The following is a 14,143-nucleotide window of genomic DNA, read 5'->3' on the forward strand; positions in this document are numbered from 1 at the left end:
TATAACCACGGTATACAGGAACACATCATGCAGTTTGACTGGAGCGCCATCTGGCCCGCCATTCCGCTTCTGATTGAAGGGGCGAAAATGACGTTGTGGATCTCGGTCCTCGGCTTAATTGGCGGGTTGATTATCGGCCTTGCGGCTGGTTTCGCACGCACCTTTGGCGGCTGGATCGCCAACCACATCGCACTGGTATTTATTGAAGTTATCCGCGGCACGCCCATCGTCGTGCAGGTCATGTTTATCTATTTTGCCCTGCCAATGGCGTTCAACGATTTGCGTATCGACCCGTTTAGCGCAGCGGTCGTGACCATCATGATCAACTCTGGTGCCTACATCGCGGAAATTACCCGCGGCGCCGTACTCTCGATCCATAAAGGCTTCCGTGAAGCGGGCCTGGCGCTGGGTTTATCACGCGGTGAAACCATTCGCCACGTGATCCTGCCGCTGGCGCTGCGCCGTATGCTGCCGCCGCTGGGTAACCAGTGGATCATCAGCATCAAAGATACTTCGCTGTTTATTGTTATCGGCGTCGCTGAACTGACCCGCCAGGGGCAAGAGATTATCGCCGGCAACTTCCGCGCACTGGAGATCTGGAGCGCCGTTGCGGTGGTTTATCTGATCATTACTTTGGTTCTGAGCTTTATTCTGCGTCGTCTTGAAAGAAGGATGAAAATCCTGTGATTGAATTTAAAAACGTTTCCAAGCACTTTGGCCAGACCCAGGTGCTGCACAACATTGATCTGAGTATTACCCAGGGTGAAGTGGTGGTAATTATCGGGCCTTCCGGCTCCGGTAAATCGACGCTGTTACGCTGCATCAACAAGCTCGAAGAGATCACCAGCGGCGAACTGATCGTCGATGGTTTGAAAGTTAACGATCCGAAAGTAGACGAGCGTCTTATCCGCCAGGAAGCCGGCATGGTGTTCCAGCAGTTTTATCTGTTCCCGCACCTGACAGCGCTGGAAAACGTCATGTTCGGCCCGCTGCGCGTACGCGGCGCGACAAAACAGGACGCTGAAAAACTCGCTAAAGAGCTGCTGGCAAAAGTGGGTCTCGCGGAGCGTGCTCACCACTATCCGTCTGAGCTGTCCGGCGGCCAGCAGCAACGCGTGGCGATTGCCCGCGCGCTGGCGGTAAAACCGAAAATGATGCTGTTTGATGAGCCAACCTCTGCGCTCGACCCGGAACTGCGCCACGAAGTCCTGAAAGTGATGCAGGATCTGGCCGAAGAAGGCATGACCATGGTGATCGTCACTCACGAAATCGGCTTTGCCGAGAAAGTGGCTTCCCGCCTGATTTTCATTGATAAAGGCCGTATTGCCGAAGATGGCAACCCGCAGCAGCTTATTGAAAATCCACCGAGCCCACGCCTGCAAGAGTTCCTGCAACACGTCTCCTGATAACATCGGCCCCTCATCATGAGGGGCTTTTTTATCCCCCTTTTCTGGATTTATCCCAATTCCTCTGCGAGGCATTACGGCATCTATACTTATCATTTTGCGGGATTTTCTCACCGGAGGAGCCTATGCCGTGGATGTTATTACTGATTGGCCTGCTGTGCGCGCCGCTTCATGCGGCGACAATTCCCGGTATGACAACGGCGACAACCAGCACACCATCAACCGCCCAGACGACTGAACCGAACATCGAGCAGAAAAAAGCGGCCTATGCCGCGCTGGCAGATGTGCTGGAAAATGACGACTCGCGCAAAGAACTTATCGATCAGTTACGCAAAGTCGCGACAACGCCGCCACAGGAGCCTGTGCCGCTCATCACCCCGCCCGAGGTGAAAGAGCAAAAGACCGTGCTGGAGAATGTCACGGAAATTAGCCGCTATTATGGTGACGAGCTGGCGTCGCGCTTTGCACAGCTCTACCGCAATATCACAGGCTCTCCGCATAAATCCTTCAACCCGCAGACGTTTACCCATGCAGCGACCTATTTCCTGCTGCTGGCGGTACTGGTATTCGCGTTCTGGTTACTGGTGCGCACCTGTGTTTCTCCGTTGTATCGCAAGATGGGCACATGGGGACGCAAGAAGAATCGCGAGCGCAGCAACTGGCTGCAGCTACCTGCGATGATCATCGGCGCGTTTATTATTGATTTGCTATTGCTGGCGCTGACGCTGTTTATCGGGCAGTTGCTCAGCGCCAGTCTCAATGCTGGCAACCGCACCATTGCTTTTCAGCAGAGTCTGTTCCTGAACGCCTTTGCCCTGATTGAGTTTTTTAAAGCTATATTACGATTGGTGTTCTGCCCGCGCATTCCGGAACTGCGCCCGTTTCGCATTGCCGATGAGACAGCCCGCTACTGGCATCTGCGCCTGAGCGCGCTGAGCAGCCTGATCGGTTACGGTTTACTGGTGGCAGTGCCGATTATTTCAAACCAGGTGAACGTACAATTTGGCGCACTGGCGAACGTGGTGATTATGCTGTGTATCACCGTCTGGGCGCTGTATCTGATTTTTCATAATAAAAAGACGATCCAGCATAACCTCACCGTGCTGGCCGATCACTCACTGGCTTTTTTCAGCCTGTTTATTCGCGCGTTCGCGCTGATCTGGCACTGGCTGGCCAGCGCTTACTTTATTGTGCTGTTCTTCTTCTCACTGTTCGATCCCGGCAATAGCCTGAAATTTATGATGGGCGCGACCGTTAACAGTCTCGCGATCCTCAGTATTGCCGCGTTTATCTCTGGCGTATTATCGCGCTGGCTGAATAAAACCATCACCCTCTCGCCGCAAGTGCAACGCAACTATCCGGAGCTGCAAAAGCGGCTTAATGGTTGGTTATCCGCAACGTTGAAAACGGCGCGCTTCTTGGTGGTTTGCGCCACGATCATGCTGCTGCTCAATGCGTGGGGACTGTTTGATGTCTGGCAATGGCTGACCTATGGCGCAGGGGAGAAGACGGTCGATATTCTGATCCGTATTGTGTTGATCCTCTTCTTCTCCGCAGTAGGCTGGACGCTGCTGGCCAGCCTGATAGAAAACCGTCTGGCTTCGGACATTCATGGACGCCCGCTACCCAGCGCACGTACCCGCACTCTGCTGACCCTGTTTCGCAACGCGCTGGCAGTCGTGATCAGCACCATTACGGTAATGATTGTGCTGTCGGAAATTGGCGTTAACATCGCGCCGCTGCTGGCGGGTGCCGGGGCGCTGGGACTGGCTATCTCATTTGGTTCGCAAACGCTGGTGAAAGACATTATCACCGGGATATTTATCCAGTTCGAGAATGGCATGAACACCGGCGATCTGGTCACCATTGGCCCGCTCACCGGCACCGTGGAACGGATGTCAATTCGCTCCGTTGGCGTACGCCAGGATACCGGCGCATACCATATTATTCCGTGGTCATCGATCACCACCTTCGCGAACTTCGTGCGCGGAATTGGCTCCGTGGTGGCGAATTATGATGTTGACCGCCATGAAGACGCAGACAAAGCGAACCAGGCGCTGAAAGATGCCGTTGCCGAACTGATGGAAAAAGAAGATATTCGCGGGCTGATTATCGGTGAGCCCTCATTTGCCGGGCTGGTCGGGCTGAGCAATACGGCCTTTACCCTGCGCGTGACCTTTACCACGCTGCCGCTGAAACAGTGGACAGTACGTTTTGCCCTCGACACGATGGTGAAAAAACATTTCGATCTGGCGGATGTACGGCCGCCGGTGCAAACCTATCAGGTACTGCCTGCGCCAGGCAGTACCCCACACACGCAGCCAGCCGCATCCGCTGGCCCGCAACCGCCCGTCGAACCTACGCTTTAAAACGCGTCTGCGCCCAGCGTTGACGCTGGTTGTCATCGAGGAAGGTCCAGGCAATAAAGCGACTCTGCTTTTGCCCCTGGGCCATCTCTTTTTTTATCACTTTCACTGCGCCGACCTGAGTCAAAGCACGATACAACTCAGGCAGGTTATCGCCGCGCGACACCAGCGAGGTAAACCACAACACCTGGCGCGCGAACTGCGGGCTTTCAGCAATCATTGTGCGGATAAAAGCCACTTCCCCGCCTTCGCACCAGAGCTCCTGCTGCTGACCACCGAAGTTGAGCGCACCCTCAGCAGACTGCCCGAGGTTACGCCGTTTACGTTCGCTACCCGCCTGTGCGCTTTGCGCAGAATCGTGAAACGGCGGGTTGCAAATGATGGCGTCATACTGCTCATTTTTATGAATGATACCGCTAAGCACCGCCGTCGAATCTTTCTGGCGGCGCAAACGCACCGCCCGACTAAGTCCCGGATTAGCACTAATAATCGCCTGTGCGCTGGCAAGGGCGGCGTCATTGGTTTCGCTACCGGTAAAACGCCAGCCGTATTCATGCACGCCAATCAGCGGGTAGATGCAGTTTGCCCCCGTCCCAATATCCAACACGCTGGCCTGGGTCGGGATCTGCCCTTGATGACTTTCGGCAAGCACATCCGCCAGATGATGCAGGTAGTCGGCGCGCCCGGGAACGGGCGGGCAAAGAAAACCGTCCGGAATATCCCACTCACGCACACCATAAAATTGCGCCAGCAACGCCTTATTTAAGGCTTTCACCGCCTGTGGCCGGGCAAAATCAATTGTTGCCTCGCCGTTGGGGTTGGCGATGATGAAGTCGCGCAATGACGGGGTTACGGCGCACAGCGCATCGAGATCGTAGCGACTGTGGTGACGGTTACGCGGGTGCAGACCCGGCTTCTGGGCATTCATGGCATTCTCCTGTTAGCAGCGGCGTAAGATACCCGTTGACGTTGGCCGGGTAAATAAGTGAGGCTGAAGAAACTTTTTCCATTACCCGGAAGCACTATGTACTTTTATGAACCGGCGAAAGGCCACGGCCTGCCGCACGACCCGCTGAATGCGATTATTGGTCCCCGCCCTATTGGCTGGATAGCGTCTCTGGATGGCCAGGGCCGACGTAATCTTGCACCATACAGTTTTTTTAACTGCTTCAATTATCGTCCGCCCATCATCGGCTTCGCCAGCAGCGGCTGGAAAGATAGCGTACGCAATATCAACGAAACCGGAGAGTTTGTCTGGAATCTGACCACCCGCGATTTGGCCGTACGCATGAACGAAACATCCGCCTCTTTACCGCATGGCGAAGATGAATTTGCCCGGGCTGGTCTGACGCCTGTAACAGGCCGCCTTGTCAGTGCGCCGCGCGTGGCGGAGAGCCCGGTTAACTTTGAATGTCGCCTGTCGCAATGTATTCAACTGACGGCTGCCAACGGCACGGCACTGGATACCTGGCTGGTGCTGGGGGAGGTTGTCGCAGTGCATATCGATGAATCACTGCTGGAAGAGGGGATTTACCAGACGGCAAAAGCCCAGCCAGTATTGCGCGCAGGTGGCCCATCGGCCTATTACGGCATCAGTGAAGCGTTGCGCTTTGATCTGATTCGCCCGGATAACCGGTAAGGCGTGTATCCGGCCTGAGTGGCTATACTTACTCATAGGGAGGACGACATTATGGCTTCAGGCTGGGCAAACGACGATGCAGTACAGCAACAGATCGACAGTACCATTGAAGATGCGGTCGCCCGCGCCCGCCGCGACATACCGACAGGGGAAAGCCTGACGGAGTGCGAGGAGTGCGGTGAACCGATCCCGGAAGCGCGTCGCAACGCGATCCCCGGGGTGCGTTTATGCGTGGTTTGCCAACAGAAGAAAGATTTACATAACTCTACATTTTCAGGATATAATCGCCGAGGATCGAAAGATAGCCAGCTTCGTTGACCGTTCCTGACGTTTGTAACCAGCGCAAGCGCTTGCTTTTACATCCACAGATTTTCCCCTGCCACGTAGCAAAATGTGCCGCAAAATTGTTCACCCTGCGCCTCAACTGCAAAACGCCGGTTTTTCATCAATAAATGTCTTTAAATTCAATCGATTATTTCTTATTCAATTTTTTAGAATAAGGCTGTCAATTCTCTTCGATTTTATCTCTTGCGAAAAAGCGTGATACTTATCACATCGACGGAACATCGTCCCATACACAGAATAACCTGCGAGAGATTAACCATGAAAACCATCAAATATGCTGTTGCTGCCATCGCCCTGTCCACCCTCTCTTTTGGTGCGTTCGCGGCGCAATCCGTCAGCCCGGCGCAGGCCGAAAACCTGAACAAAATCGGCGTCGTGTCTGTCAACAACGCTGACACGCTGGATGGCCTTGAAGCCAAACTGGCTGAAAAAGCAAAAGCAGCTGGTGCATCCAGCTACAGCATTACGTCCGCTAACGGCAATAACAAAATGAGCGGCACTGCGGTTATCTACAAATAACCCCCTGTTCTACCCCCCGGCGAACTAACCCTCCGCTGGGGATGCTCCACCCTCATTGACCCTGTTGTTACCCTGTTGTTTGCCCGTCCAGGAATGTGACGGGCTTTTTTTTGTTAAAAACTTTCCGCCACCCGTGCAAGACCCGCTTCCAGCGTCTCCACCTCACCCGTTGCGACCAGGCAGCAAGCCAACTGAATCTTCAATGATTCAGGCACCGCTTCGCGCCCGGCAATGCAGCGCTCTATCCAGCGGGCAGTGCTCTCAGCGTCTTTTGCCACTCCTTCAGGCGACACCTGTTCAGGCGCATCATTGCGGGTAAATAACACGCGCTCGCCCTGCGCATCGATCAGCGTAATCTGTGGGCAACGCTGCGGATTCGCATAGACCTCCCCTTCCGTCCCGTGCATCAGTAAACCGCGCCCACCGATATCGGCAAAAAATTTGCCAACACGGGTGATATATTCCGGGTGCGAAACACTGGACAAGCGCAACGCGGCTGATTTCTCAAACGGTGTCGCCAGTTTCGCCAGCGTGTGCGCACTGTTGCGTACCCCCATACGCCAGCGCATCGCCAGCTGTTTTTCCAGCGGCGGACAGAGTGTGCTCACCGGAACATAGACCGGCTGATGCCCTTCCAGACGCGCCTGCGCCTGACCTGCGTGCAGCGTGGGATGGATGCCCAACAAGGTGAAAATCGTTTCGGTGACCACGCGGGTGGGATCTTCGCTCACCCCATGCACTAGCACCGGAAAGCCGAGCTTCGTCAGCAGAATGGCCAGCAGTGGCGTTAAATTTGCCTGTTTGCGTGCGCCGTTGTAGCTGGGAATCACAATCGGCATCGGTTTTGCCACCGGAGGTGTCAGTTTGATGGTGTGATGCTGCATCGCTTCGTAAAAGCCACGCATTTCCGCCTCGCCTTCCCCTTTGATGCGCAGGGCAATCAGGATGCCGCCCATTTCCAGATCCGGCACATCGCCATTCAGCATGTGCGTGTACAAACCACGTGCGGTGTCAACATCGAGATCTCGGGCGTGATGCTTTCCCCGGCCAATCTCTTTAATGATGGTGCGGTAATCCATGGGAACTCCTTGCGTGCTCACATCGTTAACGGCGCCTGCGGCGCTTTTGTTCTGGTTTCTTCACTATAACGTCCGGCATCGCCGGTTGTGAAATAGGAAACACCGGCAGCGCATCGAGAAGGCGTTTACCATAGCTTTTGGTCAGCAGGCGCTTGTCGTAAATCACCACTTCGCCATGGCAGCCGTGGCTTCGAATCAGTCGCCCCACCTGCTGGATCAAATTGAATGACGCACTGGGCAGGCTCTGGACTTCAAACGGATAGCGATTCAGGCTTTTCAACCATTCGCCTTCGGTGATCACCACCGGGCTGTCAATGGGCGGAAAGGCAATTTTATGAATGTGCACCTGCGTCAGGTAATCCCCTTTTAAATCCAGCCCCTCGGCAAAAGATTGCAAACCGACCAGCACGCTGTGTTCACCGCCATCAATGCGTTTACGGTGCAGTTCCACCAGTCGATAACGTGGCTGATCCCCTTGCACCAGTAACAACAAACGCAGATCGGTCACGTAACTCAAAAAGAGCTGCATCGCCCGCTGACTGGCGAACAGCACCAGCATCCCCGGATGCGCTTTACTTTCCACCTGCTGGCGAAACCAGGTCGCCATCTCCGCAATATGCTGCTCTTCATTTTCAATCAGCGGCTCATAACGCATCTGCGGAATGACGATTTTGCCCTGCTCAACATGGTTAAACGGCGAATCCAGCGTAACAAAACGGTCTCCGGCCTTCTCTTTCAGGCCGCTCATCTCCTGCAAACGATTAAAGCTGTTCAGCGAACGCAGAGTAGCGGAGGTCACCACAATATGCGGAATGCTGCGCCAAAGCAGCTTTTCCAACTGATCGCTCACGCGAATGCCAACGCAATGAAACAGCATATGCAGTTGCCCGTCGCGCACTTCCCGCGTGGCCCACTTCGACACCGGCGCGCCGGAAGCTTGCGTCATGGAGGCCAGCCGCCATAGCTTACTTTGACTTTCAAACATGCCCAGCGCGCGGTTCATTTGCAGGATCACGCGATGCAGACGGACGATATCGTGGCTACCGGTCTTCTCGCTTAAATCATTCAGAAACAGCTCCGCCAGGCCGCGCAGCATCTCGGTCAGCTTCGCCAGCCGCTGGCAGATAGCCATTACCTCATCCGGCAGTTCGCCCATCGCAAAACGGTGTTCGGCTTCCTGACCCGCAGGAAGATAGAGATTGAGTATGTTGTTTAACGACGCGATCAGTTCATACAGCTCTTCACAGTGGGCATTCAGCCGTTCCGGGATCGCCAGCGGCGGCATGGTTTTTGGTCGGAACTGCTCCAGACAGGTTGCCACCAGTTTGCAGAACAGATCGAGTTGGAGGCGGTACCAGGAGGCAGTAATCTCTGCGCTCATCTCCAGGGCGTCCCGCGCGACATCCGGCAAATGGTGGCCTTCATCCAGAACCAGCAGCAGATTTTTCGGCTCCGGCAGTACTGCTTCGCTCTCCATTGCTGCCATCACCAGCGCATGGTTCGCCACCACCACTTCCGCTTCCTGAATTTCACGACGCGCGACAAAAAACGGGCATTCGCGGTAGTAGTGGCAGTTGCGGTTAAGGCAACTGGCTTTATCGGTGCTGAGACGCCGCCATAACTCATCACTTATGGCTTTGTCGGTATGATCGCGCAGGCCGTCCCATTTATAACTGTCGAGATCCACTTTCAGCGCCGCGCAGAGCTTCTGCTCTTCCTGATTCCCCGGCGTTAGCTCATCATCCAGAAACGCCAGCAGATCCTGCTGGTTCGGCTCAGAGCTGGCCAGCGCGGCGAGATTGCGCGGGCACACGTAGCGACCGCGCCCGAAGGCGGCGGTAAAGCGCAGGTCGGGGATAATTTTGCGCAGCAGCGGCAGATCTTTGCTGAAGATTTGATCCTGCAAGGCAACGTTAGCGGTGCTGACGACCAGCGTTTTTTGCTCTTCGCGGGCAATGGCAATGCCGGGAATCAAATAAGAGAGGGTCTTCCCGACGCCGGTTGGCGCTTCAATCGCCAGATGCCGCCCTTCATCACCCGCCAGCGTTTTCGCCACATCGGCAATCATCTGCCGCTGCGGGGCGCGGGGAATAAAGTCCGGAATCTGTTGTTGCAACGCCTTATACCAGGCGGCAATCTGCGCTTTTAACGCGGCGGTAAGGGCCATTCGACAACCTGAAATACTGTATAAACAGCCACTATTGTGGCATTTTTAGCGCCCTGGGGGTAACGGTTTTTGCAATGCCGGAAGCGGTCGCCTGGAAATATCCCTCCGGTTGCAAATACAGGATATTTTTCGCAGCGCCGATCACAATTTGGCACATCTGGCCATCTATGCCCTGAGCGACGCGTTGATCATTTATTCGGGCGATGCTAGTTTTTACCTGCATTACGCTTGTTACCGAATATCGGGCAAAACCTAAATGCAGACTATGAGGACAAATCCGTCCGCGGCTGTATTTACGTTTTGCCCGTTTTTGTTTGCAGGAGTTGGCGATGCTGGTCAAACAAATATTAAATAATAACGTTGTCAGCGCCATTGATGAGCGTGGGCTTGAGGTTATTCTTACCGGCCGCGGTCTTGGGTTTAATACCCACACCGGTGCCAGCGTGGATACCCAGGCCATCGAAAAAATATTCCGGCTGCAGGATTCGCAGATCTCTGCCCGCTTCAAAGATTTGATCAGCGAAGTGCCGGTAGAAATACTGCAACTGACCGACGATATCGTCGCCCTGGCGCGCACAACGCTGCCGCATAAATTAAGTGAAGGCCTGTACGTTACTCTGGCCGATCATCTTCATTTCGCCCTGCAACGCAGCCAGAACAGCGAAGTGCTGCCCAATCCACTGGAGTGGGAAGTGCGCCATTTCTATACCGCAGAATATAGCATCGCCCGCCAGGCTCTGGGCATGGTAGTGGCCCGCACCGGTACATTATTACCCGATAGCGAAGCCTGTAGCATCGCCCTGCATATTGTGAACGCCGGACTGAACGACACGATGGGTAAAACCACGCAGATTACGCGCCTTATTTACCAGTTGCAGAATATCGTTAAATACTTTTTCAGTCTGCCGCTCGATGAGCACAGTCTGAATTATCAACGCTTTATTACCCATTTAAAGTTTTTCGCCCAGCGGGTGATTGATGGAGTGGTATTAAATAATGACGACGAGGAATTATTTGCCATGGTGCAGCGTCGTTATCAGACAACCCTGAAGTGCGTTGACGCCATTAATGAGTTTGTCGGTAAAAATTATCACCACACCATGAGCAACTCGGAAAAGCTCTACCTGACCGTGCATATCGAAAACGTCGTGCAACGGGCAGAGTCGTAAAAAATATTCTTTCCAGGCTTGTTACTGTTAAATCAGGCAAACCCCAGAAGAGCAACGCGCCGGTTTATCACCGGTAATTGTTATGACACCTGCAATGCAGGCGTCAGTCTGGAGGAATGACCATGAACTATCAGGATACCGCGCAGCAGATCATTACCCGGATCGGCGGCAAGGATAATATTCTGTCGCTGTTTCACTGCATCACCCGTCTGCGTTTTTTACTGAAAGATCACGACAAAGCTGACCGTGCGGCGCTGGAAGCGCTGGAAGGCGTGATAGGCGTGAATATTTCAGGCGACCAGTATCAACTGATTATCGGCAACGACGTTGCCCCCTTGTGCGAAGCGCTGCTGGCAAAACTGCCAGGAGTCTCATCCGGCGGCGCGGTGCAGCATGGCAAACGCCGAAATCCGATTTCCGTCGTGCTGGAGGGACTATCCAGCATCTTTTCGCCCATCATTCCGGCCATTGCCGGGGCCGGTATTCTCAAAGGGGTGCTGGCGCTGCTGGTCGCCATGCACTGGCTGGAGACCAGTAATCAAACGTACCAGATCCTGCTGGCGATCAGCGACGGCGTTTTCTACTTTATGCCGCTGGCGCTGGCATTCAGCGCTGCCAATAAATTCGGCACCAACCCGTACGTTGCCGTCGCGCTGGCCGCCGCCCTCTTCCACCCTGCACTTCAAACGTTGTTTAAATCCGGCGCGCCAGTGCATTTTATGAGCCTGCCGGTACCCACGGTCAATTATGCCTCTACGGTAATCCCGATTTTACTGGCGGTCTGGCTCCTTAGTCGGGTGGAAAAGTGGATTGACCGCATCATGCCCGGCGTGTTGAAAACGATGTTTGTCCCGCTGCTGAGCCTGGTGATTGTCACCCCCATCACGCTTATCGCCATTGGTCCGCTGGGTATTTTTGCCGGTAACGCGCTGTCTGGCGGCATTATCTGGCTGGTGGAAAATATGGGTATCGTCGCAGGTGTGGTGGTGGGCGGCACGCTGTCGATGATCATTATCACCGGCATGCACTATGTGCTGGTGCCCATCATGATCAACAACATCAGCCAGATGGGTTTCGATCCGTTCAAGATCCTCTTTTATGTTGCCAACCTCGGCCAGGCTGGCGCGGCTTTTGGCGTATTCCTGCGCGCCAAAGACCGGAAACTGAAGTCGCTGGCGCTGACCACCAGCTTCAGCGCCGCAATGGGCATTACCGAACCGGCGATGTACGGCATCAATATTCGTTATAAACGCCCCTTTGCCGCCGCCTTGATTGGCGGTGCCTGCGGCGGCGGTTTCGCCATGGCAATGGGGGTGAAAACGTATGCCTTTGCGCTCAGCGGTCTGCCCGGTCTTCCGGCTCTGGTTGGCCCCACTTTTCTGTGGGCGTTGGTCAGTATCGCCATCTCGTTTACCTGCGCCGCCGTGGTCACGGTGATCCTCGGATTTGAAGAGACGGTGGTTGCCGGCATCAGCCCGATGCCGGTGGCACGCAGCGAAGAGAAGCTGTTTGCCCCTGTCAGTGGTGAACTGAAAGCGTTGAGCACACTCAGCGACCCGGTCTTCGCCGATGAAATTTTTGGCAAAGGCCTGGCGATTTACCCCACCAGTGGCGAGTTACGTTCGCCCGTTAACGGCAAGGTGGCGTCGCTGTTTGAAACCCACCATGCGCTGGCGCTGCAAAGCGATACCGGAGCAGAAATCCTGATCCATATCGGTATCGACACCGTCAAGCTGGGCGGACGCCACTTTACCAGCCACATCACTGCCGGGCAGATAGTCGAGGTGGGCGATTTACTGGTGAGCTTTGATCTTGCGGCGCTGAAAGCCGAAGGCATCGACCCCAGCGTGATTGTTGTGGTCACCAACAGTGAACAGTACGGCGATATCAGCCCGGTAAAAGCAAAGGGCGATGTCGCCAGCCGGGACGCATTTCTCACACTGACCGCGACAGCGGCGTAAGGAGCAGACGTATGGCATTTTCGAAAGCATTTCCGGACGGTTTTTTATGGGGCGGCGCCACGGCCGCTAACCAGCTGGAGGGCGCATGGAACGTGGGAGGAAAAGGGCTATCGGTCTCTGATGTTTACACCTTCGATAGCAATATGCCCCGCGAACGCTGGCTCGATCAGTGGCTGGGCATGACCCACGCGCAGGTACGTGAAGCGCAGGATCCGGACAGCAAAAAATACTACCCCAAACGCAAAGGCAACGACTTTTACCACCACTTTAAAGAGGATATCGCCCTGTTCGCCGGAATGGGTTTTAAGTGCTTTCGCATGTCGATTGCCTGGACGCGCATCTTCCCGCGCGGCGATGAAACCACGCCGAACGAAGCTGGACTGAAATTCTACGACGAGGTGTTCGATACACTACTGGCGCACGGTATTCAACCGATTGTCTCGCTGTCGCACTACGAGATGCCGCTGGCGCTGGTCACCGACTACGGCGGCTGGCCGAATCGCCAGTTGGTCGATTTCTACGTGCGTTTCGCCACCACGGTCTTCACCCGCTACCGCAAAAAAGTGAAGTACTGGATGACCTTCAACGAGATCAACTGCGTGAAACATCACCCGTATGTCAGCGTTGGGGTGATCGAAGAGGACAATCCGCATCTCGAACAGGATAAATACCAGGGCGCGCACCATCAGTTTGTCGCCAGCGCACTGGCCACCAAAGCCTGCCATGCCATTATTCCCGGCTCGCAGGTCGGCTGCATGATCAGCTACCAGATGCTCTATCCGCACACCTGCCATCCGGATGATTTGCAGGCCTGTGAAGAGATGCAGCGCGTGTCGCTGTTCTTTAGCGATGTGCAAGCGCGCGGCTACTACCCGGCCTATACCGATCGCATGCTGGCGGAGAAAGGCGTTACGCTGCAAAAAGTGGTCGGCGATGATGAGATCCTGCGCCAGCACCCGGTCGATTTCGTCTCCTTTAGCTACTACATGTCGAGCACCGTTAGTGCGCACCCGGAAAAACTGGAAATAGCGGAAGGCAATATGGTGACTGGCGGCATCCGCAACCCATACCTCCCCACCAGCCAGTGGGGATGGCAGATTGACCCGAAAGGGTTGCGTCTTGCCTTAAACCAGCTGTATGACCGCTACCAGAAACCGCTGTTTATTGCCGAAAACGGGCTGGGCGCAGTGGATACAGTTAACCCGGATGGCTCGATTGATGACGATTACCGTATCGATTACCTGCGCCAGCACGTGGAGCAGATGCGGGAAGCCATCGGCGATGGCGTTGATCTGTTTGGCTATACCTGGTGGGGGCCGATTGATGTGGTCAGCGCCGGCACGGCGCAAATCTCCAAACGCTATGGGTTTATCTATGTGGACCAGGATGATATGGGCAACGGCACCCAGGCCCGCTCGCTGAAGAAAAGTTATCACTGGTATAAAAAACTGATTGCCTCCAACGGCGAAGATTTGACGAATTAAGGAGCGGA

At 54.8% G+C, this 14,143-nt stretch carries 12 protein-coding genes; 9 read left to right on the forward strand and 3 right to left on the reverse strand.

From position 1 onward, the window contains the following. Positions 1-27: 27 nt before the first annotated feature. The 3 genes from glnP (at position 28) to ybiO (ending at position 3,775) form a co-directional block, all read left to right on the forward strand. Positions 28-687 carry a glutamine ABC transporter permease GlnP gene (gene glnP / locus O9K67_RS16785; RefSeq protein ID WP_061494564.1) on the forward strand — a complete coding sequence of 220 codons (660 nt, stop codon included), beginning with the start codon at positions 28-30 and terminating at the stop codon, positions 685-687. Beyond that, a complete protein-coding gene (gene glnQ, locus O9K67_RS16790) occupies positions 684-1,406 on the forward strand; it encodes a glutamine ABC transporter ATP-binding protein GlnQ (protein WP_061494563.1) in 723 nt (240 codons plus the stop codon). The genes glnP and glnQ overlap by 4 nt, the downstream gene beginning before the upstream one ends. Positions 1,407-1,531: 125 nt before the next feature. Beyond that, entirely contained in the window at positions 1,532-3,775 is a 2,244-nt protein-coding gene (gene ybiO, locus O9K67_RS16795) for a mechanosensitive channel protein (RefSeq protein ID WP_061494562.1), read from the forward strand. Here the strand turns inward: ybiO and rlmF are convergent. Further along, complete coding sequence (gene rlmF, locus O9K67_RS16800) at positions 3,765-4,700, reverse strand: 23S rRNA (adenine(1618)-N(6))-methyltransferase RlmF (protein ID WP_061494561.1); 936 nt, start codon at positions 4,698-4,700, stop codon at positions 3,765-3,767. The genes ybiO and rlmF overlap by 11 nt on opposite strands. 96 nt (positions 4,701-4,796) lie before the next feature. Between rlmF and O9K67_RS16805 the strand changes: the two genes are divergently transcribed. From O9K67_RS16805 to ybiJ, 3 genes are all read left to right on the forward strand, one after another. Next, positions 4,797-5,411, forward strand: a complete 615-nt coding sequence (locus tag O9K67_RS16805; RefSeq protein WP_061494560.1) for a flavin reductase family protein — start codon at positions 4,797-4,799, stop codon at positions 5,409-5,411. 51 nt (positions 5,412-5,462) lie between these two features. Further along, complete coding sequence (locus tag O9K67_RS16810) at positions 5,463-5,729, forward strand: DksA/TraR family C4-type zinc finger protein (protein WP_061494559.1); 267 nt, start codon at positions 5,463-5,465, stop codon at positions 5,727-5,729. A gap of 285 nt (positions 5,730-6,014) precedes the next feature. Then, the gene (ybiJ, locus tag O9K67_RS16815) at positions 6,015-6,275 is read left to right on the forward strand and encodes a DUF1471 family protein YbiJ (RefSeq protein ID WP_061494558.1); all 261 of its coding nucleotides are present in this window, start codon (positions 6,015-6,017) and stop codon (positions 6,273-6,275) included. 113 nt (positions 6,276-6,388) lie between these two features. On the opposite strand, the gene ybiB is transcribed toward ybiJ, so the two are convergent. Next, a complete protein-coding gene (ybiB, locus tag O9K67_RS16820) occupies positions 6,389-7,354 on the reverse strand; it encodes a DNA-binding protein YbiB (protein ID WP_061494557.1) in 966 nt (321 codons plus the stop codon). A 25-nt stretch (positions 7,355-7,379) separates the two neighbouring features. Then, complete coding sequence (gene dinG, locus O9K67_RS16825; RefSeq protein ID WP_061494556.1) at positions 7,380-9,521, reverse strand: ATP-dependent DNA helicase DinG; 2,142 nt, start codon at positions 9,519-9,521, stop codon at positions 7,380-7,382. Positions 9,522-9,850: 329 nt separating this feature from the next. On the opposite strand from dinG, the gene licT reads away from it, so the two are divergent. From licT to O9K67_RS16840, 3 genes are all read left to right on the forward strand, one after another. Then, entirely contained in the window at positions 9,851-10,690 is an 840-nt protein-coding gene (licT, locus tag O9K67_RS16830) for a BglG family transcription antiterminator LicT (protein ID WP_061494554.1), read from the forward strand. A 122-nt stretch (positions 10,691-10,812) separates the two neighbouring features. Continuing rightward, positions 10,813-12,651, forward strand: a complete 1,839-nt coding sequence (locus tag O9K67_RS16835; protein ID WP_061494553.1) for a beta-glucoside-specific PTS transporter subunit IIABC — start codon at positions 10,813-10,815, stop codon at positions 12,649-12,651. 11 nt (positions 12,652-12,662) lie between these two features. After that, the gene (locus tag O9K67_RS16840) at positions 12,663-14,135 is read left to right on the forward strand and encodes a glycoside hydrolase family 1 protein (RefSeq protein ID WP_061494552.1); all 1,473 of its coding nucleotides are present in this window, start codon (positions 12,663-12,665) and stop codon (positions 14,133-14,135) included. The last annotated feature ends 8 nt before the right edge of the window (positions 14,136-14,143 follow it).

The organism is Kosakonia oryzendophytica, from assembly GCF_027886705.1.
GTDB lineage: Bacteria > Pseudomonadota > Gammaproteobacteria > Enterobacterales > Enterobacteriaceae > Kosakonia > Kosakonia oryzendophytica.